The following is a 22250-nucleotide window of genomic DNA, read 5'->3' on the forward strand; positions in this document are numbered from 1 at the left end:
AGTGAGCGGGCTTGCCCCGCGCTGGGCTGCGCAGCAGCCCCAATACAGCAGAATTTTGTCGGGCAGGCATTACGCGGCGGATGGTCTTGGGGCTGCTTCGCAGCCCAGCGCGGGGCAAACCCGCTCACCAAAGAAAGCTCTCTCCCCCCAACAAGCCACGACCCACTCATCATTTATTGCTGCTGCACAGAAACCACCGGCGTCGGCGCCACAAACACCTTGGCGTGCATTTGCTCATGCCCGCCGCCACGACGCATGCCGCGTACGGGGCAGGCATCCAGGTAATCCAGTCCCACAGCCAGCTTGAGATGCCGCTCCGGGCGCGCCAATTGGTTGGTCACGTCAAAACTGTACCAGGCGTCATCCAACCAAGCTTCGGCCCAGGCGTGGCTGGCCAGATGCGTACTGTCTTCGGTGTACAAATACCCCGACACATACCGCGCAGGAATGCCCAGGCTGCGTGCGCAGGCCAGGAACGCGTGGGTGTGGTCCTGGCACACGCCCGCAGCCCCAGCGAAGGCCTCGGCAGCGCAGGTGTCGATCTCAGTAGCGCCTGGCGTGTAGACCATCGCTTGGTTGAGCGCGTGCATCAGATCGATCAGCGCGGTGCGATCACGACGCTGACGACAATGCTGTGCGGCAAAGCCACGCAAGGCGTCATCCGGTTCAGTCAGGCGCGTGCAACGCAGGAACGGAAACGCCGACTGGCTCTCATGCTCGGCTTCGCGTAATTCGTCGATATCCACTTGGCCACGGGCGCCGATGATGATGGCGTCATGGGGTTCGTCCAGAGTCAACACGTGCAGGATATTGCCGAAAGGGTCCACTTGGGCGCGCACCGGGCGCGGCAGGTCCAGTTGCCAACTGAGCACGTGCTGACGCTCGCTGTCATGGGGCGTCAGGCGCAGGTATTGGATGCTGGCGCGAACCTGGTCCTCGTAGTGGTAGGTGGTTTCGTGGCTGATGGAGAGTCTCATGCCGCCTCCAGGTAGGAACTGTAGATGGCGTCGCCCAATTGGCGGACCAGGGGGATAAAGTCGGTCAGCCAGGCGTGCAGGCCTTCCTCAAGGATTTCATCGATCGCGGTAAAGCGCAGGCGCGCGTCCATTTCGGCGGCCAAGCGCTGGGCCGGTCGACCGTTGAGGCCGGGCAGGCTGGCAAGGATCTGGTCGATTTCTTCACTGCAGGCACGCAGCGAGCGCGGCACATCGGCGCGTAACAGCAATAATTCGGCGACTTGCCGGGCGCCAGGGGCGTCGCGATAGATCTCGGTGTAGGCCTCGAACGACGACAACGCCCGCAGCAAGGCACTCCATTGATAGTAGGCGTGGGCCGTGCCATCGGTGACGGCTTCAGCACGGTCGCCGGCCATTTCATAGCGCGCATCAAGCAAACGCAGGGTGTTGTCAGCGCGTTCGATAAAGGTGCCCAAACGAATGAAACGGAATGCATCGTTGCGCATGATGGTGCCGTAGGTCGCCCCTCGAAACAGATGGGAGCGTTCCTTAACCCACTCACAGAAGCGACTCATACCGTAGCGGCTGAGACCTTGCTGAGCGATATCGCGAATATCCAACCAAGTGGCGTTGATGTTTTCCCACATGTCGGCGGTAATTCGCCCACGCACCGCATGGGCGCTGGCCCGCGCCGAGCCGAGGCAACTGTAGATGCTCGCCGGGTTGGCCGCGTCCAGGGCAAAGAAGTGCAGCAGGCGTTCGGCATGCAATTCACCGTGGCGCTCGCGGTAATCATCCAGGGTGCCGGTGATGAGCAGCGGCATGGCTAATTCATGCAGGCCATCGCCACGCCCATCCTGGGGCATCAGCGACAGCGAATAACTGACATCGAGCATGCGCGCGAGGTTTTCCGCACGCTCCAGATAGCGCGACATCCAATACAAATCCGAGGCAGTTCTACTCAACATGGCATTCAGTCCTCAACCACCCAGGTGTCTTTGGTGCCGCCGCCCTGGGACGAGTTGACCACCAGCGAACCTTCGCGCAGCGCCACACGGGTCAAGCCACCCGGCACCACACGGGTTTCCTTGCCGGACAGCACAAACGGGCGCAGGTCGATGTGGCGCGGGGCGATACCGTTTTCGACAAAGGTCGGGCAGGTGGATAAACACAGGGTCGGCTGTGCGATATAGGCATGAGGCTTGGCTTTGATTCGCGCCCGGAACGCTTCGATTTCAGCCGCCGTGGACGCCGGCCCCACCAACATCCCGTAGCCGCCGGAGCCTTGGGTTTCCTTGACCACTAGGTCCGGCAGGTTGGCCAGTACGTGGGACAATTCGTCAGGCTTACGGCATTGAAAGGTAGGAACGTTCTTTAGGATCGGTTCTTCATCCAGATAGAAACGGATCATCTCGGTAACGAAGGGATACACCGACTTGTCATCCGCCACCCCGGTGCCGATGGCGTTGGCCAGCACCACGTTGCCGGAGCGATAGGCCGCCAGTAGGCCCGGCACACCGAGCATGGAATCCGGGTTGAAGGCCAGCGGGTCGAGGAACGCGTCATCGAGACGGCGGTAGATCACGTCCACCGCCTTAGGTCCGTCGGTGGTGCGCATGAAGACGCGGTCATCACGTACGAACAGATCGGCGCCCTCCACCAGTTCCACACCCATTTCCCGGGCAAGGAACGCGTGTTCAAAGAACGCGCTGTTGAAGCGCCCTGGCGTCAGCACCACCACGCTGGGGTTATCCAAAGGACTGGAGCTTTTAAGGGTGTCGAGCAACAGGTTGGGATAGTGGTCGATGGGCGCGATGCGCTGGGCGGCGAACAGTTCGGGGAACAGGCGCATCATCATCTTGCGGTCTTCGAGCATGTAGCTCACGCCGCTCGGTGTGCGCAGGTTGTCTTCAAGCACGTAGTAAGTGCCGTCGCCATCGCGTACGAGGTCGACCCCGGAGACGTGGGAATACAGGTCGCGATGCAGGTCCAAACCCTGCATCGCCAACTGGTATTGCTCGTTAGCCAACACCTGTTCGGCGGGGATGATCCCAGCCTTGATGATGCGTTGCTCGTGGTACAGGTCGGCAAGGAACATGTTCAGCGCCTTGACCCTTTGGATACAGCCGCGCTCCACAATTCGCCACTCACTGGCGGGGATACTGCGGGGGATGGTGTCGAAAGGAATGAGGCGTTCGGTGCCCTGCTCGTCGCCATAAAGCGTGAAGGTGATACCGGCGCGATGAAACAGCAAATCGGCTTCACGCCGGCGCTGGGCCAGCAGTTCTGCAGGGGTCTCGGCTAACCAGCGGGCGAACTCGCGGTAATGGGGGCGGACCTGCCCCGCGCCATCGTACATTTCGTCGTAATAAGTGCGGATCATGCCGTACTCCTTGTCACCCGGACGCAAGAACCATCGCAAGGCCCGTGCCAGCGGCATAAACACTTAAAAATCAGTGAGTTAAATAAAAGCGCAGCGCTGATCGCACCGTCCTGGTGCGCAGAACGCCCGTCGCATTGCTGCACGCTTCATCGCAATGCAGGCTTTGACTATCAACAGCATAGCCAGAGTTGATTTCACTGCCCGACGAAGGGTGCGGATAATCGCCTCCATCAGCTGAACAGGATCTTTCCTACAGCTTTACCCCTTGCACACTCGGTACCGTGACAGCTCGTGTACTGACTGACTCCTAAGGTCTTCCCTTTCAGCCATCCTTTTAGGATGGCTTTTTTTTTGGTGCACGAAAAGGCAGCGCAAGTTCCAGGAATTTTCTCGCAACCCATACAAAATCGGCCGACCCTAAGGTCAGCCGATACGCTGCGTTACTCATACAATTGCGCTACATGGGTAACCCACGCACCTCCTGCTTGACGCCCCATCCTTCAATGATCCCGCCCAGCGGCTCGACCACCGCCTCAAAGTCCTGCTCGAAGTCTCCTATGCCGTCGTAGGTGGCGAACATGATTTTGCTCAGTTCCAGGTACCAGGCGCCATCGTCGCGCGCGCTGACCTGGGCATTCAGTGATTCTCCACGAAACTCACCCGCAGCCCTGCGCGCCCGTTCCTCATCCGGGAAAATGGCGTAGAACTCGATGGGGTGGAAGCGTGAAAAGTCGAAGCCGCCCTCTTTCATGCGGCGCAGAACGTTGGTGCTGATGTCTTCTTGATAGGCTGTGCTCATGAAACGTCCTCCTCAAACTGATGGATAGACTTTCCGTGCTTCCCAAAGCCCCGCGCGCTGCTGGCGCGGGCACCACGGCAATAACATCACCGCAGGAAAACAAGCATGTAGCTGACAAGACCAGACCTTAGCGATTCATTCGCTGATCTCACTTGCAGAGTAGCGCGAAGCTATCACCTCCACCAGAGGCGCATGGATGGCATAGCGGGAATGTTCAGACGGCGGGCGAGATATCGAGGATCTGGATACTGTTCTGGTCTTTCAGGATCTTGACCGTAGGCTCGGGCTTGCGGCCCTCCAGGTCATTGAGGTCGAGTTCTGCTGCGACGGGGACCAACTTGTTGCGAATCATGTGTGCCGCATCTTCGAGGCTGGGCTTTTGGTCGCAGGTGAACTGCTCCACGGACTGGACGCCGTGATCATCAACGAAGGTAATCTGCCACTTTTGCATCGGTGCCTCCTCGATAAAACCCGTGTTTGGGCTTACAACTATCTGGACCTTGAGGGCTCGGAAAACGTTCCGCTCAAGTCCGGAGACACCTGATCAACTGCACTTATTTTTCAGCGTGTTCTTTCAAGGCTTTCAAAGTGTTGAACGGCGCGTCCACCACAAACTTGTTCGCCAACCACGAAGGCACGCTGCCGCCTGGCTCGGTGTGAACCTGATAAGTGACTTCGGTTTCATTGGCGCCTTTAGGCACCAGCTTCCAGAAACCCTCAACCTGGGCAACACGCACGTAACCTTTCTCTTCAGGCTTGTAGGTAGGCACGCCCTGCAACTTGCGGGTCACGCTGCCATCGGCGTCCTTGGTGGTGGTGACATGGATATACGAATCGCGATCGGTCACCGGGAACGGCGCCTTGAACTGGGTGTAGGTCCAGGCCTCATCGCCTTTCCTGTCCACCAACTTCTGGGATTTACACTCATGAATCCATGAGCAGGCGCCTGCCACATCTTCCTGCAGGGCCTGGATCTTGGCCACGGGGGCCTTGATCACGGTCACACCGCGATACGCCTTGTACTTGGAGCCGGCGATTTCGCTCAGGGAAATCTTGATACCGTCCTCATCCTTCGCGACTTGCCAATCCTCAGCCTGGGCAGTGGCAGCGAACAACACCGTAAACCCGCACAGCACAGCCATTCGTTTCAGCGAACCCATTGTTGTATTCCTTATTGTTGAAGTTCCGATAGTAAAGCCCATCAAGCCGCCGTCATCTGCTCCCACCAGCCGATCAACCGTATCGCATCGGCCTGATCAGTGCCGCAGACATCGATATCCGCCTTGAAATCACTGCACACCGCCGGGCGCTCCGGTTGGCCGAACAGTTGGCACAGCTGTTCGACCGACAGGTGCAGGCAGCGTTCGCCCGCCGGTTTGCCATGGGGCATTCCGGGTAATGGCGAACTGATGGAGGGAGCGATGCAGCAAGCGCCACAGCCTTCACGGCAATTCATGACCAGCAGGTCCTCGACGACTCAATAGGGATGGCCGGGCTAGAGTACGCCCTTAAACAGCCGTTTTAAAATGGTCTAACAGGGGTTTTTCGCATAAAAAAAACATGACTGACCAGTCTGCGACAGATGGTCATTGGCCTGCGTCACGTCTATAGGAAACGTTTATTGCTTGAACTCGAATTCCAGCGCGGCACCTTCCACGTCACGGCGCTCTTCGTTCCGCAGTTGTAGCTTCATCTCATTGCTGAGCAGACGTCCATTGATCTGGAAGGCACTGTTGTCGGTGGGCTTTTCGCCAAACATCGGCGGCAGCAACGGCACGCTCTGGGGCTTGGGCATGGTGCCGAGGGGCTGCAGGTGCCTGACCATGTCCGACGGCAGCGACAGATCCAACTGTGCCGGTGGCAGCTTGGTCTGTGCCACTTCCTGGGCTGACTTGGACTTTTTCGCCTTCGCTGCACGCTTTTTCGCCGTGGCGGCTTGTTTCTTCGTAACGGAGGCTTGCTTGGCGGGGCTTGGTTTCTTTGCCGGAGCGTTCTGCTCGGTAGTGGCAGCAGGCTTGTTTTCAGTCACAGGTGCCGCCGCCAGCACTGTGCTGACGTTGCACAGGCTTAACAGGCCAATCACCAAAACAGCACGAACAATCGAGGTCATATCGCCTACAGCATTAACGGCAGAGGGCCATATGCTCGCTTGTTGTGCGCGCCATGACAAGGGCGGTGATTAGCCAGCTATCGGAGTTGTCCCCATTCAACGCCTCAAAATCCTGCCGCGGTTTCCTGACACAACTGGCTGGCCAGCATCCCCAACGTCATCAGCGCCCGCTCTGCCTCGCGGTTCCACGGGGTGCCGCAGTTAAGGCGAATACAGTGGTTGAACTGCTCGGTGTTACTGAAGATCAACCCCGGCGCGATGCTGATGCCCTGTTGCAGGGCGCGCACGTGCAGTTCCTGGGTATTGACGCGTCCGGGCAAACTGACCCACAGGATAAAACCACCGGTCGGACGGGTCATCTGGGTGCCTTCGGGGAAATACTGCTGCACTGCCAGTTGGAAGGCGCTGAGATTCTTGCGGTATTCCTGGCGGATGTGGCGCAGATGCCGGTCGTAGCCGCCGTTCTCCAGGTACGCCGCCACGCCCATCTGAGTGACGCTGCACGCCGAGTGGGTGCTGAACATTTGCAGGCGCTGAATTTCCTGCTGGTACTTACCGGCGATCATCCAGCCGATACGCACACCCGGCGACAACGTCTTGGAGAAGCTTGAGCAATAGATCACCCGGTCCAGGCGGTCGTAGGCCTTGAGGGCCTTGGTGCGACCGATTTCGAACATCAACTCGCCGTAGATATCGTCCTCGACAATCTGGATATCGAAATCCGAGGCCAGGCGCAGCAACTGTTTCTGCCGCTCCTCGGGCATGGTGCCGCCCAAGGGGTTGCTCAGGCGCGTGGTCAGCACCAGGGCCTTGATCGACCATTGGTTGGCTGCCAGTTGCAGGGCCTCCAGGCTCATGCCGGTGGACGGATCACTGGGGATCTCAATGACTTTAAGGCCCAGCAAGTCGGCCAGTTGCAGCAAGCCGTAATACGTCGGTGATTCAGCCGCGATCAAGTCGCCGGGGCGCGTCAGCACGCGCAAAGACATCTGCAATGCATCGACACAACCGTGGGTGATGACTACTTCGGACGGGTCAACTACAACGCCCGCATCGCGCATGCGGATCGCCACTTGGCGGCGCAGCGGCTCGAAACCTGGGCTGAACATATAACTGAACGCGCGCGGGCTCTGGAACCGCGTGACCTTGGCCAACTGCTGGTGCAGCGCCCGCACCGGCAGGTAGTCGACACTCGGCACGGCGGCGCCCAGCGGGAACACTCCTTCGCGGCGCGATTCGCCCAAAACCTGCTGAATGATGCTGCTGCGCGTAACCAACCCCGGGCGCTCGACCCGTGCGATGTCCGGTGTCGGCGCCGTGAGCGCTGGCGTCTGGTGCACGTAGTAGCCGGACTGCGGCCGCGCCCGGATCAGCCCCTGGTCTTCCAGGTTGGCGTAAGCCTGCAATACCGTGGCGTGGCTCACATTGAGCTGGGAGCTCATCTTGCGCACCGAGGGCACGCGCTCACCCGGTTGATAGACACCGCGTCGGATGTCCTCAGCCAGTTGCTGGGCGATACGTTGGTAAAGCAACAGATTGGTCATGACGCAGCACTCGATTTCACGGGTATTTTATTTTTGTGTGAAACATACCGGCACAGTTTGAAAGTGTACGGGGACAGTTGCCACAATAGTCGAGCGCGCGCGGGAGTGACAGTAAAAACTGTAAGGGTGGCGGATAGAATTTTCAGGTGTATACGAAACAACTGTGGGAGGGTCTGGCTCCCGATAGCGGTGGTTCAGTCAGCTTTTTCGGTGACTGATATTCCGTCATCGGGGGCAAGCCCCCTCCCACAGTTTTGATCGGGGCAAGCCTTTAGCGAGCGGCGCCCAGTTGGCCTTTCTCGTCGGAAAACACAATCTCGACCCGACGGTTCTGCGCGCGACCTCGTTCGGAGGCGTTGGCTTCCACCGGGTATTGGTCACCATAGCCTTCGACCTGGATACGCTTTTCGTCGATTCCCAGATCCACCAACACATCGGCCACCGATTGCGCGCGGTCACGGGACAGTTTGAGGTTTTCCTGCTGGCCGCCGGTGTTGTCGGCGTAACCCTCAATGCGCACTACGCGCTTGGGGTTCAATTGCAGGAACTGCACGATTTTCAGCACGGTGCGGTTGGCCGAGTTCTTCAACTCCGCTTCGCCGGTATCGAACAGCACATCGCCCAAGGTCATCACCAGGCCACGATCGGTCTGGGTGGTGGTCAGGCTGGCTATCTGTTCTTCCAGCCATTTGCCCTGTTGCTGCACGCTGATCAGCTTGCTTTCACGCAGGGCCAGTTGCAGGCGCTGGCGTTCCAGTTCGAGCTTGGCGGCGCGTTCCTCGTTGAGTGACTGCTCGGTGTGTTCACGGGCGATGGCACTGTAGCGCTGGCTCAGGTAGGCGTAATGCACCACGTCGGCGCCGCTGCCCCAGTAGCTGGACAAGCGGTCAGCCCGCGCCAGGGATTCACCGGCGCGAATCACGTCTTTAGGCGCGATGCGCAGCACGTTGGCGTCTTCCTTGACCTTCTGGAAGTCGCTGCCGGCCTGTTGCAAGGCTTGCTCGCCATTCGGGTGACTGGCGCAACCGCCCAGCACCGCACTGCCCAGCAGCACGGTAAAACCCACTCCACGGATCATCCGACTCATTGGGCTTCCCCTAACTGCAATTGCTTGCGCAGGCGCGTGATGCGGGTGTTAAGCACGTTCAGTTGTTCCTGGCTCTTGCGAGTCAGCACCTGGGCTTCGGCCAGGCGCGCGTCCAACTCGGCCTGTTCGGCCTGCATGCGCGCGTCTTTGTAGGATTGGTCGGCCATTTCGGCCTTGGCCTGGGCGAATTTGTCTTCGGCCAGCTTCAGTTCAGGGGATTCATCGGCGCTGGCACCCACCGCGTTGGCTTGCTCCAGGGCTTGCTGGGTGAGGCGAATTTGTTCATTCGGCGCAGGATCGGCCGCACATCCCGCCAGAGCGACAACGGCGAGGGCCGCGAAAAAAGGTCGAAGAGTCACTGAAAATCCCTACTTTGTTGGGGTGCCGACGGGTTGTTGCAATTGCGCTTTCCAACGCTCCAGATTGCGCTGCAGCGCGGCTTCCGTCACACCAGACCCGGGCAATTCTGTCATCTTTTTGGTGAGCTGTCCGCGCAACCACGGATCATTGCAGGCCGAGTTGTGGGAAATCGCCAGGTACAGCCCCGGCTGATCGATCGGAACATCGCGGGCGATCAGGTCGTTGCTCATGCCCAGTGTCTGAGCCATGGCCATTGCGGAATAACGTCCCGCCAGCACGTACTCCACCTCCCCCAGCAGCAGTTTCTGGAACGCCGGAGTCAACGTCGGCAGGCGCTGTAAGGTCAGTTGCTCACCGGCGAAGGTTTCGAATCCGGCACTAAAACGGGAACGCTCCGATACTGCACCCTTGTGCCCGTGCAGGTCGGCAGCTGTGGTGTAGACCAGTGCCGAGTCTTTGCGCGTCCAGACGAGATAATCGGTCTGCACCAACGCCGGGTGGATGTAATCAAGATTTTCCAGCTCGCCGAGGTTTAGCGGCGTGTCGGCGAATATATCCATACGGCCGCTGCGCACCTCATCCAAGGCCTGGGAACGCTTGCCGCCGTAAAGCAGGTCGACCTTCAACCCTAGGTCCTTTGCCACTTGCTGGAGCACGTCGGCGGTGGCGCCGATCAGGTGCGTGGGGTCTTGGGGGTCGCGCCATAACAAGGGCGGTGCGTCAGGGCTGCCGGTGATCACCAGGCGCTCACATTTGCCAGCGGCCAAGGTCAGGCTCGGCAGCAGCGACAGGCCCAGCAATAGTGCCCAGGGACGCAGTTCCATGGCGGTTTCTCCGATATTCAAAAAGGCCGGACAAAAAAAAGCCCGGTCGCAAGACCGGGCTCTTTATAAGTGAAGCGGCTGGATTAGACCAGCTTCTCCAACTCAGGTACGGCTTCGAACAAGTCCGCCACCAGGCCGTAATCAGCCACCTGGAAGATCGGTGCTTCTTCGTCCTTGTTGATCGCAACGATCACTTTGGAGTCTTTCATACCGGCCAAGTGCTGGATCGCGCCGGAGATACCGACGGCGATGTACAGCTGTGGCGCCACGATCTTGCCGGTCTGGCCGACCTGCATGTCGTTGGGTACGAAACCTGCGTCGACGGCGGCGCGGGAAGCGCCAACCGCAGCGCCCAGCTTGTCGGCCAGGGCGTACAGGTGCTTGAAGTTGTCACCGTTCTGCATGCCACGACCGCCGGATACGACGATCTTGGCAGCGGTCAGCTCAGGACGGTCCGACTTGGCCAGCTCTTCGCCAACAAAGCTGGAAGTGCCAGCGTCGTGGGCAGCGGAGACGGCTTCAACGGCAGCCGAACCACCATCAGCAGCAACCGGATCGAAACCGGTGGCACGCACGGTGATGACTTTGACGGCAGCAGTCGATTGCACGGTGGCAATGGCGTTACCGGCGTAGATCGGGCGCTTGAAGGTGTCGGCGCTTTCAACCGAGATGATCTCGGAGATCTGGTCAACGTCCAACTGCGCGGCAACGCGTGGCAGGATGTTTTTGCCGTTGGAGGTAGCGGCAGCCAGGATATGGCTGTAGCCAGCGCCCAGCTCTGCAACCAGTGGAGCAACGTTTTCCGGCAGCTGGTGAGCGTAGGCGGCGTTATCGGCCAGCAGTACTTTGCTCACGCCAGCCACTTTGGCAGCGGCTTCAGCCACGGCGCCAGCGCCTTGGCCTGCTACCAGCACGTGGATGTCGCCACCGATTTTGGCGGCAGCAGCAACAGTGTTCAGCGTGGCCGGGGCCAGCACTTTGTTGTCGTGTTCTGCGATTACCAAGATAGTCATGGTTAGATTACCTTCGCTTCGTTTTTCAGTTTCTCGACCAGTTCAGCCACCGACTTGACCTTGATGCCCGCGCTGCGTGCAGCCGGCGCTTCGACTTTGACGGTCTTGTTGGTGGAGGCGGTGGAAACGCCCAAAGCGTCCGGAGTCAGCACTTCGAGAGGCTTCTTCTTAGCTTTCATGATGTTTGGCAGGGACGCGTAGCGCGGCTCGTTCAAACGCAGGTCGGTGGTGACGATGGCCGGCAGTTTCAGGGAAACCGTCTGTGCGCCGCCGTCGATTTCGCGGGTCACGGCAACGCTGTCGCCGCTTACTTCGACTTTCGAGGCGAAGGTGCCTTGGCCGTAACCGGTCAGTGCAGCCAACATCTGGCCAGTCTGGTTGTTGTCGCTGTCGATGGCCTGTTTGCCGAGGATCACCAGCTGAGGCTGTTCCTTGTCGACAACAGCCTTGAGCAGCTTGGCAACGGCCAGGGAGGTCAGGTCTTCAGCGGATTCGACCAGGATAGCGCGGTCAGCGCCCAGTGCCAGGGCGGTACGCAGCTGCTCTTGAGCAGTGGTAGGACCGATGGAAACCACGACGATTTCAGTCGCTACGCCTTTCTCTTTCAGGCGTACGGCTTCTTCCACAGCGATTTCACAGAAAGGGTTCATCGACATCTTGACGTTAGCAAGATCGACGCCGGAATTGTCCGCCTTGACGCGAACTTTCACGTTGTAATCGACAACGCGTTTGACAGCTACAAGAACCTTCATGGATTCCTCGTTACTCTCCGGTGAAAAGAAAGTCGCCTAGGCGAACCTGGCGGTTGATGCTCATCGGCACACAAGGGCACCTCCAAAAACCTGGGCAAATGACCTTGCTCACGGGAAATGACGACCGTTCGTCAGTGGTGACTGAGAGGTCATTCTTTATCGCGGCGTGTAAACTGCGCGCCGGTGTTTAGGCGCGCGTCACCTGTTTCGCTTTTGGACGTGCTCTTGAAACCTGCTGTCTGCCTACGGTAAGCGCAAAACCGACCGTATATTGACCGGAACGCCTATTCTGGTCAATACGGCAAAATGGCCAGTCATAAGCCGCGTTGCTTTGATTTTCCTAGCCTGCGGGCAATTCAAACAAACGTTTGTATTGGACGCTGACAGTGGTCTATATATAATGCGCCACCTAGAGAGAAAGGTGGGTCTTGCCGTTGCCGCAAGACGACACCGAACCTCCACCCATTAGAAAAAAAGCCTGTTGAGCCTTGAGTAGGAGATAGCCTGTGGAACGCGAATACATGGAATTCGACGTGGTCATCGTCGGCGCTGGCCCGGCTGGCCTGTCCGCCGCCTGCCGACTGAAGCAGAAGGCCGCCGAAGCCGGTAAGGAAATCAGCGTCTGCGTGGTCGAGAAAGGCTCCGAAGTCGGCGCACACATCCTCTCCGGTGCCGTGTTTGAACCACGGGCCCTGAACGAACTGTTCCCGGACTGGAAAGAACTCGGCGCCCCGCTCAACACTCCCGTGGTGCGCGATGACATCTATGTACTGCGCAGCCCCGAAGCTTCCACCAAAGTGCCAGACTTCTTCGTGCCCAAGACCATGCACAACGAAGGCAACTACATCATCTCCCTCGGCAACCTGTGCCGCTGGCTCGCCCAGCAGGCCGAGAATCTGGGCGTGGAAGTCTACCCAGGTTTCGCCGCCCAGGAAGCACTGTTCGACGAGAACGGCGTGGTGCGCGGGATCATCACCGGTGACCTCGGCGTCGACCGCGAAGGCAATCCTAAAGAAGGCGTGTACACCCCAGGCATGGAACTGCGTGGCAAGTACACGTTGTTCGCCGAAGGCTGCCGTGGGCATATCGGCAAGCAGTTGATCCAGCGCTTTAACCTGGACAGCGACGCCGACGCCCAGCACTACGGCATTGGTCTCAAGGAAATCTGGGAAATCGACCCGGCCAAGCACCAGCCAGGCCTGGTGGTCCACACCGCCGGTTGGCCGCTGGACATCATGAGCAACGAGAACACTGGCGGCTCCTTCCTTTATCACCTGGAAAACAACCAGGTGGTCGTGGGCCTGATCGTCGACCTGTCCTACAGCAACGCTTTCCTGTCGCCGTTCGATGAGTTCCAGCGCCTCAAGCATCACCCAGTGCTCGCACAGTACCTGGAAGGCGGCAAGCGCATCAGCTACGGCGCTCGCGCCCTGGCCAAGGGCGGCATCAACTCGTTGCCGAAGATGGTCTTCAAGGGCGGCGCTTTGATCGGCTGCGACCTGGGCACCATGAACGTGGCCAAGATCAAAGGCAGCCACACCGCCATGAAGTCCGGCATGCTCGCCGCCGACGCCGTGGCCGAGCGCCTGCTGGCAGAGTCCGAAGGCGGTGATGAACTGACCAATTACGTCGACAGCTTCAAAGCCAGCTGGCTCTACGAAGAACTGTTCGCCACCCGCAACTTCGGCCCGGCGATGCACAAGTTCGGCCCGATCCTCGGTGCGGGCTTCAACTGGTTCGACCAGAACATCCTCGGCGGCAAGATGCCGTTCACCTTGCACGACACCAAGCCGGACTACGCCTGCCTGAAGCTGGCCAAAGACAGCACGAAGATTAACTACCCCAAGCCAGACGGCAAGCTGAGCTTCGATAAGCTGAGTTCGGTGTTCATCTCTGGTACCAACCATGAAGAAGAGCAGCCGTGCCACTTGAAGCTGAAAGACCCGAGCATCCCGATCGGCACCAACCTGCCGCTCTACGATGAACCGGCACAGCGCTACTGCCCGGCCGGTGTGTATGAAGTGATCACCAAGGAAGACGGCGAGAAGCGCTTCCAGATCAACGCCCAGAACTGCGTGCACTGCAAGACCTGTGACATCAAGGACCCTTCGCAGAACATCACGTGGGTCACGCCGGAAGGCGCAGGTGGACCGACTTACCCGAACATGTAAGACGATTGCCTGAAACACAAAAAGCCAACGCCCAAAAGCGTTGGCTTTTTTGTTTGCGTCAGCTCAGTAGATAAACCGGAAAGCACTCGCACAGGTGCATCACCCGGCGCCGGGTGTTCTCCAGCAGCGTCGCGTTGTTCGGCTGCTCCAGCAGGTCGGCGATCAGGTTTGCCACTTCAGCACACTCCGCCTCCCCAAAGCCCCGGGTGGTCAACGCCGGCGTGCCGATGCGAATGCCGCTGGTGATCGCCGGTTTTTGCGGGTCGTTGGGAATCGCATTCTTGTTCAAGGTGATGTGCGCACTCTCCAGCAACGCTTCGGCATCCTTGCCAGTGATGTTCATCGCGCGCAGATCAAGCAGGAACATATGGCAATCGGTGCCTCCCGACACCACACGCAAACCACGGCGAGTGAGGACGTCGGCCATGGTGCGGGCGTTGTCGATCACCCGTTGCTGGTAATGCTTGAACCCATCACTAAGCGCCTCGTTGAACGCCACAGCCTTGGCTGCGATGACATGCATCAGCGGGCCGCCCTGGTAGACCGGAAAAATCGTCCTATCAAGCAACGCCGCGTATTGCGCCTTAGCCAGGATCAAGCCGCCGCGCGGGCCACGCAGGGTTTTATGAGTGGTCGAGGTGATGAAGTCGGCAATGCCGACCGGCGACGGGTACACGCCCGCCGCGATCAAACCGGCGTAATGCGCCATGTCCACCATCAAGTAGGCGCCTACCTCATCGCAGATCTTGCGAAAGCGCTGGAAGTCCAGGGTGCGCGAATAGGCGGAGGCCCCGGCGATGATCATCTTCGGTTTGTGCTGCCGGGCCAGGGCTTCCATTTCGGCGTAGTCCAGGGTCTCGGTGTCAGGGTCCAGGCCGTAGGAAAACGCCTGGTAGAACTTGCCCGAGAAATTCACCGATGCGCCATGGGTCAGGTGACCACCATGAGCCAGGGACATTCCCAGAATGGTATCGCCGGGTTCCAGCACCGCGAGAAACACCGCCTGGTTTGCCTGCGACCCGGAGTGCGGCTGAACGTTGACGTATTCACAATTGAACAGTTTGCGGGCGCGTTCGATGGCCAGGTTTTCGATCTCGTCGACGACCTTGCAACCACCGTAATACCGCTTGCCCGGATAACCTTCAGCGTACTTGTTGGTGAGCACCGAGCCCTGGGCCTGGAGCACTTCGTCGCTCACATAGTTTTCTGAAGCGATCAGCTCCAGGTGGGTTTCCTGACGATTGCGTTCACGGTCGATCAGGCGGGCAATGGCGGGGTCGAAATTTTGCAGGCTCATGGTGGGATTCCTAGGTCAGCAGGTCGGCCAGGGGCTGGGATTGCACCCGTGTCTGGCCTCTGGTCGAGTTGGAGAGAAAAATGGAGGTGTCTTTCAAACCGCTGCCGGTGATCAGGATCACGGCGGTCTGCGGGGTGTCGGGGTGTGCTTCGGCGTACTTGAGCAGCCCGGCGAAGGCACTCGCCGCGCCGGCCTCGGGAAACACACCGGTGCTGGCGGCCAGGCGGGAAGCCGCCGCGACAATGCTCGGATCGCTGACGCAAATGAACTCGCCGCCGCTGGCCGTCACGGCGCGCATGGCTTTGAGACGGTCGCGCGGCAAGGCCACATTGATGCTGCTGGCCAGGCTGGTGGGGGCAATGCGTTCAATCTGCTGCATCGGCCGGTCACTGCGCCAGGCCCGGTACATAAAGTTGCTGTGCTCGGCCTGGACGCCGATCAGACGTGGAATACGCTCGATCCAGCCCATTTGCAGCAGGTCGAAGAACCCCTTGTAGACCGAGCCCAGAATGCAGCCATTACCGACCGGCACGAACACCAGATCCGGCACCTGCCAGTTGAGCTGCTCGCACATCTCGAAGGCCACGGTTTTCTTGCCTTCGCTCATGTACGAGTTGATCCCGGTGGTGCGGTTGTACCAACCGTGGGTTTCACAGGCGTTGAGGCATTGTTCGAAGGCTTCGTCGTACTGGCCATCGACCAGCACAATCTCGGCGCCATAGCCTTGCATCTGAGCGAGCTTCTCGCGGGGCGCACTTTTGGGCAGGTAAATCACGTTATGCAGGCCCAGGCTTGCACTCATCCCGGCCAGGGCCGAGGCGGCGTTGCCGGTACTGGCCACCGCCACGGTACGTGCACCGGACTGCATGGCATGGGCCACCGCCAGGGCGCTGGCGCGGTCTTTCAGCGAGCCGGTGGGCTGGCGCGATTCATCTTTGATATAGACCTTGATCCGCGCGCCCCTACCGAGCAGTTCCGGGCGCGAATACAGCGGCGTGTTCCCCACCAGCAGCGGCGGGATGAACTGCGTCGAACGCAATGGCATCAGCCGGTCATAACGCCACATGCCTCGGGCGTGATCATGGACCAGGGTGTCCCTGGACCATTCGCGCTTGAGCGTCGAATAATCGTAAAGCGCATCGAGGGCACCGTCGGTTTTGCAATGAGGGCAGTAGTAGCTGACCTCATGCGGCTGGTAGCTGCGATCGCAGACCAGGCACTGCAACACATACTCGCTGTACGAATGTTTCATGACCAACCCCCTGAAAATACGCGGTGCGGGTGCTTTTGCTGCCGACGTCGGTCCACTGCCCCGGACCGACGGGCACTGCACGCAGAGAGTGGGCTTCAGACCACCATGATGGCGTCGATGGCGACCAGGGTATTGCGCGCGAGGGCGCTGGCCCCGGCAGTGGTGCGCGCCGGGTATGGCTGGGTGAAGTACTCCTCCATCACCCGGTTGAGGGTCGGGAACTCGCTCAAGTCCGTGATGAACGCCGTGACCTTGACCACGTTCGCCAAAGTGCCGCCTGCGGCCTCGGCCATTTGCTGCAGATTGTCCAGGGTCTGACGCAACTGGCCTTCGAAGTCCTTGGCCAGCACCTCGTTGTTCAGCGCCGAGACGGGAGTCTGTGCCGACAGGTAGATGGTTTGCCCGTGACTGACCTTGATCCCTTGGGAATACGTGCCCAGGGGCAGCGGCGCCTTGTCGGTGAAGATCACGTTTTCTTCGCCCAGGAAAGGCTTGGCGACGGACTGGTGTTGAGCGTTGGTCTGCATGGTGACGTTCCTTGTGAAGTGGGTGGAGGGTTAGTGCAAATCGGCAACCTGTTTGACGGCCAGGCTGGAAAACGCCTCGTCGCGGCAACGCGCCGGGGAGAAATGCTGGTAGTTGAGTTGCAGCGCCGCCAGATCGGTCGGCATGGCGATGCCCAACGCCGCGTGACTGCACAGCCGGGCAATGGCTGGCGCGGCTTGAATGCCGTAGCCACCGAGGGCGGCTAGCCAGATAAAGCTCTCGTGTTGCGGATCCTGGCCGAGCACCGGGGACCGGTCGGCAACAAAGGTACGCAGGCCTGCCCACTTGTTGATGATCGAGCGTGGACGCAGGCGCGTAGTGCTTTGCAGACGGTCCATGGTGATCGCCAGGTCCAGCTCGTCAGGCAGCGCGTCACAGGGCAGCGACGGGTTTTCATCGCAGGGCGAGACGATCAGGCGCCCGGCTTCCGGCTTGATGAAAATGTCTTCGTCCACCGTGCCCAGGTACGGCGTGTGGTGCACGTCGCACTGCGGATCCACCGCCAGCACCGTGCGGCGCAACGGCCGCACACCAACCTTGGGCACCCCGCAACGCTGGGCAAACTCATCAGCCCAGGCGCCGGCAGCGTTGACCACGATCGACGCCTCTAACCGTTGGCCGTCAGCGGTGTGCAAGGTCCAGTGATCGTTGCGGTGTTCGCCGCGCACCACTTCGGCTTCGCGCTTGACCACACCGCCGCGCCCCCGCAGGCCGCCGAGGTAGGCGCCATGAATGCCGTGCACATCCAGGTCGAACGCGCTGGGCTCATAGATGCCGGCGCTCCAGGCGCCTTCGGCCAGGTAGGGCACCAGTTCGAGCACCTGTTTGTCGTCGAGGAACTTTGCCGTGGGCACTTGCCCGAGCACCGCGGTGAACCGCGCAGCCAGTTTGTCCACCCGCTGCGCTTGCGCCACGATCAAGGCACCGCGTGGCGACCACAGCGGGTGTTCGGCCAGGCCTTCGGGCGGGTTCTCGAAAAAGCCTCGGGAAGCGCAGGTCAGCGAGCGGATCTGCTGGTTGCCGTAGCTTTCCATGGAGATCGCCGCCGAACGGCCAGTGGTGTGATAGGCCAGTTGCTGCTCCTGCTCCAGCAGGCAAACGCTGCCGTGGGCCGCCAGCTCATACGCCGCCGACACGCCAGCGATGCCACCGCCCACCACTATGAAATCGTAACGTGCGGTCATGGACGGCTGCCCTCAGCCATCGCGATGGCCTTGCTTTCTCGGGTGTAGGTCAGCACGAAGTGTGCGACGAGACCGAAGATCAAGCCCCAGAACGCCGCGGCCAAGCCGAGGAAACTCATGCCCGAGGCGGTGACCAGGAAGGTGATCAACGCGGCTTCCCGTTGCTTCTCGTCGGCCATGGCACCGGTCAGCCCGGCGCTGATCGCACCGAACAGGGCCAACCCGGCGAGGGACGCAATCAACTCTTTAGGCAAGGCGGAAAACACCGAAGCCAGGGTCGCGCCGAAGGTGCCCATCAGGATGTAGAACACCCCGCAGGCGATCCCGGCGATGTAGCGTTTGTCGCGGTCCTCGTGGGCTTCGCGGCCGGTGCAGATGGCAGCGGTGATCGCGGCGAGGTTGAAGCCGTGGGAACCGAACGGTGCCATCAGCACCGAACCGATCGCCGTCACCGAAATGATCGAGCGCGCCGGGGTGTTGTAGCCCGAAGTGCGCAACACTGCCATGCCCGGCACGTACTGCCCAGTCAGCGTCACCAGCGCCAGCGGCAGGCCGATGTTGATGATGGCGTGCCAACTCCATTCCGGCGCGATAAACACCGGGTGCGCCACGGCGATGGTAATTGCCGTGCTGTTCAACTCTCCAAACGAGGCGGCGACTGCACAGCCGATAATCAACACCGAAAGAATTGCGTAGCGCGGCGACAGGCGTTTGAAGATCAGGTAGGCCGCGATCATCGCCAGTACCAGCGCGGGTTGCAGCTTGATCGAGGTAAACAGCTCGGCGCCGAAGCGGAACAGAATGCCGGCAAGCATGGCAGCGGCGATGGCCTTGGGCAGTCGACTCATCAACTTGTCGAATGCGCCGGACAACCCCACCACGGCAATGATCACCGACGCGACCACATAGGCACCGATGGCCTGTGGCAGCGTCACCGTCGGCAGCATCGAAACGAGCAATGCCGCGCCAGGTGTGGACCACGCGGTAATCACCGGAACCCGTAGGCGCCAGCTGAGGAACAGGCCAGTGATGCCGCTGCCGATGGAAATCGCCCAGATCCACGAAGACACCACGTCATTGGGCAGGTGCGCTTCCTTGGCCGCCTGAAACACGATGATCAACGGGCCGGCATAAGAAATGATCACGGCAATAAAGCCCGCGATGACGGCTGACAGGGATAGATCCTTTCTGAATGTGTCCATGATGTCTCGACTTGGCGCGGCGGGGCCGGGCAGTGAACAGGGGAAGATTGAGTCGATTGCTTCGATTCGAGATGAGTGTATTTGAAGAAATTGAGTTGATTCAATAGCTGGCGAGGTTGTTACGGGATGTTTTTTTGCTATACGTGCCTGTTTTTGCGCCGTTACGCATTTAATTATTTGATTTATAAGGCGATTAAAAAACCAAAAAATATCTGAACCTAGCGATCAATATCGATTCAATCACGGGATCAATCGAATCAATTCGCCAATTGTGTCGATTTATTAGTTGCCTAACCTCCATGTGATATGCTCGGATATTCATCATTTCTACGATGGGCAGTGATCATTCATGTGGGTTCCCCAGCTAAGCGAATTCGGCCAGCCGATGTATTTGTCGATTGCCGATGCGTTGGCACGCGATATCGGCAACGGCGTATTGAACGAAGGCGATCGCCTGCCGACCCTGCGGGAGCTGGCCACGACGCTGAATGTCACGCCGGGCACCATCAGCCGCGCATACAGCGAAGCCCAGCGGCGTCGCTTGGTGCAGGGTGAAGTGGGGCGCGGCACGTATGTGCTCAATCAAAAGCAGTTGGAACTGCCGGCGAGTAACAGCGCGTCCGTACCCTTGAATCTTGGGCAGTCCGAACTGCTCGATCTGTCGATCATCAAGCCCTACAGCGAAACCCTGGAATACTGGCTGCGCGATGCATTGGTGAGCATGGCCAAGAGCACCGATTTCGCGCGCGCCCTGGACTACGCACCCGATGGCGGCCACCCGGCTCATCGCGAGGCGGGTGCACAGTGGTTGCGGCATTCGTTGCCCGATGCGCAGTGGCAGCAAGTGATCATTACCGCCGGGGCCCAGCATGGCTTGATGGTGGCCATGAGCGCCCTGACCAACGCCGGCGACCTGGTGCTCTGCGAAGCGCTTTGCTACCCCGGCATCATTTCCCTGGCCCACGGCCTGGAGCGCCGTCTGCGGGGCGTGCCGATGGATGACGAAGGCATCATCCCCGAGGCACTGCGCGAACTGTGCCAGCGCGAAAAACCGGCGATGCTGGTCTGCGTGGCAACCTGCCAGAACCCGACGGCGGCGATCATGTCGCAAAAGCGTCGGGCGCAAATCGCGGCGCTGGCCGAAGAGTTCGACTTCATCATTCTCGACGATGACATCTACGGTTTTCTCGCCACCGACCCGTCAATCAAACCGCTGTCGGCGTTCGCCCCGGACCGTTCGGTGTACCTGACCAGCCTGTCGAAGTCGGTGATGCCTGCGCTGCGCATCGGCTACCTGTATAGCCCGCCAAAACTACTGTCACGCTTGACGTCGATGGTCCGCAGCAGCGTGTGGATGCCGTCGCCACTGACTGCGCAACTGGCCAGCAATGTCGTCACCGAAGGCCTGGACAAAAAACTGATCCGTATCCAGCGCAACGAAGCCGCCGGGCGCCAAGCGATTGCCCAAGAGATCTTCGCCAATTACGAACTCAAGACCCAGCCGTACTCCTACCATGTCTGGCTGACGCTGCCCGAACCCTGGACCAGCGACGAATTCACCATGCTGGCGCGGGCCAATGGGGTGCTGGTGCTCAGTGGCACTCAGTTCCAGGCCGAACGTTCCGGGGTGACGCGCAGTGTACGGCTGGTACTGATGTCGCCCACCAGTCAGGACGAGCTGCGCTTCGCCCTGACCAAGTTGGCCAGCCTGATCGATTCTGACCCGCGACGTTACTACTAAGCCGCGCGCTCTTCCCCTGGGTTGCGCTCGAAGTAGCGCTTGTATTCGCGACTGAACTGCGACGTGCTCTGGTAACCCACGTTGTGCGCCGCCTGGGCCACGCCCATGCCTTCCACCAGCAGCAATTGCTGGGCCTTGAGCAGGCGCAGACGCTTGAGGTACTGCACCGGCGACAGCAAGGTGCAGCGCTTGAAGTGCTCATGGAAGGTCGACGCACTCATGTGCGCATACCCGGCTAACGTCTCGATATTGAGCGGCTCGGCGAAATGGGCATGCAGGTGACTCAACGACGTGGCAATCCGCGAGAATTGCCCCTGTTGCTCTACCAACGCACGCAGCACATCCGCCTGCGGCCCGCGCAGCGCGGTGAACAACAATTCGCGCACCCGCGCTGGCCCCATGATCCGGCTTTCCAGCGGATCGTGCAGGCACTGCAACAACCGTTCGACGCAACCGCGCATGGCGTCATCCAGCACCACCGAACTCATCGACTCCAGGGTTTGCGGGGTCGGTGGCGGCCCAGCCTGCATGCCCATGGCCATCACCAACTCCCCCAACACCACACGGTCGATACCCACCGACACACCCAACAGCGGTGCTCCGGGCGCCATGGCGAATGTCTCGCACTCGAACGGCACGGGCATCGCCTGGATCAAGTAATGCCCAGCGCCATACTCCAGGGTCCGCGGCCCCAGATAAGCGAGTTTGCTGCCTTGGGCCACGAACATCAGGCTCGGCTCATAGATCTGCGGTCCGCGCGCCACGTCGCAACTGGCGCGCAGCACCTTCACACCGGGCAGATGGGTAGGGGAAAAACCGTCACAGGGCGTGAGCCCCTCAATCAGGGAAACCAACGTGGCGTTGGCGTCGAGATGGCGGGTCAACAACATGGCAAAAAACTTCGCGAAAAAGGGATGAGAGCATCATCGCAGGTCTGGCGGCACATAAATCCAAACAAGGGGCACTCCCGGACGAATAGGCATGAGACTCGGAGCAATCGCCATGGTCGCCTCGACGGTCGATGGGGAG

22 protein-coding genes are annotated in these 22250 nt (G+C 60.0%); 2 read left to right on the plus strand and 20 right to left on the minus strand.

Features of this window, described 5'->3' with window-relative positions; translation table 11 throughout:
• Nucleotides 1-173: 173 nt before the first annotated feature.
• The 14 genes from LRO94_RS21450 to LRO94_RS21515 all read right to left on the minus strand — a co-directional run bounded on the left by LRO94_RS21450 (nucleotide 174) and on the right by LRO94_RS21515 (nucleotide 11828).
• Nucleotides 174-977, minus strand: coding sequence for a transglutaminase family protein (locus LRO94_RS21450; protein WP_179180011.1), 804 nt, complete (start codon nucleotides 975-977; stop codon nucleotides 174-176).
• Entirely contained in the window at nucleotides 974-1924 is a 951-nt protein-coding gene (locus tag LRO94_RS21455; RefSeq protein ID WP_032887448.1) for an alpha-E domain-containing protein, read from the minus strand. Before LRO94_RS21455 ends, LRO94_RS21450 begins: the two co-directional genes overlap by 4 nt.
• A 5-nt stretch (nucleotides 1925-1929) precedes the next feature.
• Nucleotides 1930-3339, minus strand: coding sequence for a circularly permuted type 2 ATP-grasp protein (locus LRO94_RS21460; protein WP_032887446.1), 1410 nt, complete (start codon nucleotides 3337-3339; stop codon nucleotides 1930-1932).
• 457 nt (nucleotides 3340-3796) lie between these two features.
• The gene (locus LRO94_RS21465; RefSeq protein ID WP_015885395.1) at nucleotides 3797-4138 is read right to left on the minus strand and encodes a ribonuclease E inhibitor RraB; all 342 of its coding nucleotides are present in this window, start codon (nucleotides 4136-4138) and stop codon (nucleotides 3797-3799) included.
• 214 nt (nucleotides 4139-4352) lie between these two features.
• Nucleotides 4353-4589 carry a hypothetical protein gene (locus tag LRO94_RS21470; RefSeq protein ID WP_032887444.1) on the minus strand — a complete coding sequence of 79 codons (237 nt, stop codon included), beginning with the start codon at nucleotides 4587-4589 and terminating at the stop codon, nucleotides 4353-4355.
• A 103-nt stretch (nucleotides 4590-4692) separates the two neighbouring features.
• Nucleotides 4693-5298, minus strand: a complete 606-nt coding sequence (locus tag LRO94_RS21475) for an START domain-containing protein (RefSeq protein WP_099602922.1) — start codon at nucleotides 5296-5298, stop codon at nucleotides 4693-4695.
• 41 nt (nucleotides 5299-5339) lie between these two features.
• The gene (locus LRO94_RS21480) at nucleotides 5340-5594 is read right to left on the minus strand and encodes a YkgJ family cysteine cluster protein (RefSeq protein ID WP_032887441.1); all 255 of its coding nucleotides are present in this window, start codon (nucleotides 5592-5594) and stop codon (nucleotides 5340-5342) included.
• A 162-nt stretch (nucleotides 5595-5756) separates the two neighbouring features.
• Nucleotides 5757-6248, minus strand: a complete 492-nt coding sequence (locus tag LRO94_RS21485; protein WP_099602921.1) for a translation initiation factor 2 — start codon at nucleotides 6246-6248, stop codon at nucleotides 5757-5759.
• 104 nt (nucleotides 6249-6352) lie between these two features.
• The gene (locus LRO94_RS21490) at nucleotides 6353-7792 is read right to left on the minus strand and encodes an aminotransferase-like domain-containing protein (RefSeq protein WP_179180010.1); all 1440 of its coding nucleotides are present in this window, start codon (nucleotides 7790-7792) and stop codon (nucleotides 6353-6355) included.
• A 271-nt stretch (nucleotides 7793-8063) separates the two neighbouring features.
• Nucleotides 8064-8879, minus strand: a complete 816-nt coding sequence (locus LRO94_RS21495; protein ID WP_179180009.1) for an OmpA family protein — start codon at nucleotides 8877-8879, stop codon at nucleotides 8064-8066.
• Nucleotides 8876-9238, minus strand: a complete 363-nt coding sequence (locus tag LRO94_RS21500; protein ID WP_095185327.1) for a DUF4398 domain-containing protein — start codon at nucleotides 9236-9238, stop codon at nucleotides 8876-8878. Before LRO94_RS21500 ends, LRO94_RS21495 begins: the two co-directional genes overlap by 4 nt.
• 9 nt (nucleotides 9239-9247) lie before the next feature.
• Complete coding sequence (locus tag LRO94_RS21505; RefSeq protein ID WP_179180008.1) at nucleotides 9248-10063, minus strand: substrate-binding periplasmic protein; 816 nt, start codon at nucleotides 10061-10063, stop codon at nucleotides 9248-9250.
• A gap of 83 nt (nucleotides 10064-10146) precedes the next feature.
• The gene (locus LRO94_RS21510; protein ID WP_099602920.1) at nucleotides 10147-11076 is read right to left on the minus strand and encodes an electron transfer flavoprotein subunit alpha/FixB family protein; all 930 of its coding nucleotides are present in this window, start codon (nucleotides 11074-11076) and stop codon (nucleotides 10147-10149) included.
• A 2-nt stretch (nucleotides 11077-11078) separates the two neighbouring features.
• Nucleotides 11079-11828, minus strand: a complete 750-nt coding sequence (locus LRO94_RS21515; RefSeq protein ID WP_032887429.1) for an electron transfer flavoprotein subunit beta/FixA family protein — start codon at nucleotides 11826-11828, stop codon at nucleotides 11079-11081.
• Nucleotides 11829-12334: 506 nt separating this feature from the next.
• Here LRO94_RS21515 and LRO94_RS21520 point away from each other — a divergent pair.
• On the plus strand, nucleotides 12335-13999 hold the full coding sequence (locus LRO94_RS21520; RefSeq protein WP_179180007.1) for an electron transfer flavoprotein-ubiquinone oxidoreductase: 1665 nt from the start codon (nucleotides 12335-12337) through the stop codon (nucleotides 13997-13999).
• 58 nt (nucleotides 14000-14057) lie between these two features.
• Here LRO94_RS21520 and glyA read toward each other — a convergent pair whose 3' ends face one another.
• From glyA to LRO94_RS21545, 5 genes are all read right to left on the minus strand, one after another.
• Nucleotides 14058-15296 carry a serine hydroxymethyltransferase gene (gene glyA, locus LRO94_RS21525; RefSeq protein ID WP_179180006.1) on the minus strand — a complete coding sequence of 413 codons (1239 nt, stop codon included), beginning with the start codon at nucleotides 15294-15296 and terminating at the stop codon, nucleotides 14058-14060.
• A gap of 10 nt (nucleotides 15297-15306) precedes the next feature.
• Complete coding sequence (gene thrC / locus LRO94_RS21530; protein ID WP_032887425.1) at nucleotides 15307-16548, minus strand: threonine synthase; 1242 nt, start codon at nucleotides 16546-16548, stop codon at nucleotides 15307-15309.
• Nucleotides 16549-16643: 95 nt separating this feature from the next.
• On the minus strand, nucleotides 16644-17075 hold the full coding sequence (locus LRO94_RS21535) for a Rid family detoxifying hydrolase (RefSeq protein ID WP_050442841.1): 432 nt from the start codon (nucleotides 17073-17075) through the stop codon (nucleotides 16644-16646).
• Between the two features lie 30 nt (nucleotides 17076-17105).
• Nucleotides 17106-18278 carry an NAD(P)/FAD-dependent oxidoreductase gene (locus LRO94_RS21540; protein WP_179180005.1) on the minus strand — a complete coding sequence of 391 codons (1173 nt, stop codon included), beginning with the start codon at nucleotides 18276-18278 and terminating at the stop codon, nucleotides 17106-17108.
• Nucleotides 18275-19480, minus strand: a complete 1206-nt coding sequence (locus LRO94_RS21545; protein ID WP_179180004.1) for a benzoate/H(+) symporter BenE family transporter — start codon at nucleotides 19478-19480, stop codon at nucleotides 18275-18277. The genes LRO94_RS21540 and LRO94_RS21545 overlap by 4 nt, the downstream gene beginning before the upstream one ends.
• 349 nt (nucleotides 19481-19829) lie before the next feature.
• On the opposite strand from LRO94_RS21545, the gene LRO94_RS21550 reads away from it, so the two are divergent.
• Nucleotides 19830-21221 (plus strand): aminotransferase-like domain-containing protein, encoded by a 1392-nt coding sequence (locus LRO94_RS21550; RefSeq protein WP_095185323.1) that lies wholly within the window; start codon nucleotides 19830-19832, stop codon nucleotides 21219-21221.
• On the opposite strand, the gene LRO94_RS21555 is transcribed toward LRO94_RS21550, so the two are convergent.
• A complete protein-coding gene (locus LRO94_RS21555; protein ID WP_032887418.1) occupies nucleotides 21218-22111 on the minus strand; it encodes an AraC family transcriptional regulator in 894 nt (297 codons plus the stop codon). The two genes, LRO94_RS21550 and LRO94_RS21555, sit on opposite strands and share 4 nt — an antisense overlap.
• Nucleotides 22112-22250: the final 139 nt, after the last annotated feature.

Origin of the sequence: Pseudomonas sivasensis, from assembly GCF_021391435.1 — a bacterium.
Lineage (GTDB): Bacteria > Pseudomonadota > Gammaproteobacteria > Pseudomonadales > Pseudomonadaceae > Aquipseudomonas > Aquipseudomonas sivasensis.

Coding starts and splice junctions, on each gene's coding strand:
- LRO94_RS21450 (WP_179180011.1), bottom strand. CDS start 977: ATGAGACTCTCCATCAGCCACGAAACCACCTACCACTACGAGGACCAG.
- LRO94_RS21455 (WP_032887448.1), bottom strand. CDS start 1,924: ATGTTGAGTAGAACTGCCTCGGATTTGTATTGGATGTCGCGCTATCTG.
- LRO94_RS21460 (WP_032887446.1), bottom strand. CDS start 3,339: ATGATCCGCACTTATTACGACGAAATGTACGATGGCGCGGGGCAGGTC.
- LRO94_RS21465 (WP_015885395.1), bottom strand. CDS start 4,138: ATGAGCACAGCCTATCAAGAAGACATCAGCACCAACGTTCTGCGCCGC.
- LRO94_RS21470 (WP_032887444.1), bottom strand. CDS start 4,589: ATGCAAAAGTGGCAGATTACCTTCGTTGATGATCACGGCGTCCAGTCC.
- LRO94_RS21475 (WP_099602922.1), bottom strand. CDS start 5,298: ATGGGTTCGCTGAAACGAATGGCTGTGCTGTGCGGGTTTACGGTGTTG.
- LRO94_RS21480 (WP_032887441.1), bottom strand. CDS start 5,594: ATGAATTGCCGTGAAGGCTGTGGCGCTTGCTGCATCGCTCCCTCCATC.
- LRO94_RS21485 (WP_099602921.1), bottom strand. CDS start 6,248: ATGACCTCGATTGTTCGTGCTGTTTTGGTGATTGGCCTGTTAAGCCTG.
- LRO94_RS21490 (WP_179180010.1), bottom strand. CDS start 7,792: ATGACCAATCTGTTGCTTTACCAACGTATCGCCCAGCAACTGGCTGAG.
- LRO94_RS21495 (WP_179180009.1), bottom strand. CDS start 8,879: ATGAGTCGGATGATCCGTGGAGTGGGTTTTACCGTGCTGCTGGGCAGT.
- LRO94_RS21505 (WP_179180008.1), bottom strand. CDS start 10,063: ATGGAACTGCGTCCCTGGGCACTATTGCTGGGCCTGTCGCTGCTGCCG.
- LRO94_RS21510 (WP_099602920.1), bottom strand. CDS start 11,076: ATGACTATCTTGGTAATCGCAGAACACGACAACAAAGTGCTGGCCCCG.
- LRO94_RS21515 (WP_032887429.1), bottom strand. CDS start 11,828: ATGAAGGTTCTTGTAGCTGTCAAACGCGTTGTCGATTACAACGTGAAA.
- glyA (WP_179180006.1), bottom strand. CDS start 15,296: ATGAGCCTGCAAAATTTCGACCCCGCCATTGCCCGCCTGATCGACCGT.
- thrC (WP_032887425.1), bottom strand. CDS start 16,548: ATGAAACATTCGTACAGCGAGTATGTGTTGCAGTGCCTGGTCTGCGAT.
- LRO94_RS21535 (WP_050442841.1), bottom strand. CDS start 17,075: ATGCAGACCAACGCTCAACACCAGTCCGTCGCCAAGCCTTTCCTGGGC.
- LRO94_RS21540 (WP_179180005.1), bottom strand. CDS start 18,278: ATGACCGCACGTTACGATTTCATAGTGGTGGGCGGTGGCATCGCTGGC.
- LRO94_RS21545 (WP_179180004.1), bottom strand. CDS start 19,480: ATGGACACATTCAGAAAGGATCTATCCCTGTCAGCCGTCATCGCGGGC.
- LRO94_RS21550 (WP_095185323.1), top strand. CDS start 19,830: ATGTGGGTTCCCCAGCTAAGCGAATTCGGCCAGCCGATGTATTTGTCG.
- LRO94_RS21555 (WP_032887418.1), bottom strand. CDS start 22,111: ATGTTGTTGACCCGCCATCTCGACGCCAACGCCACGTTGGTTTCCCTG.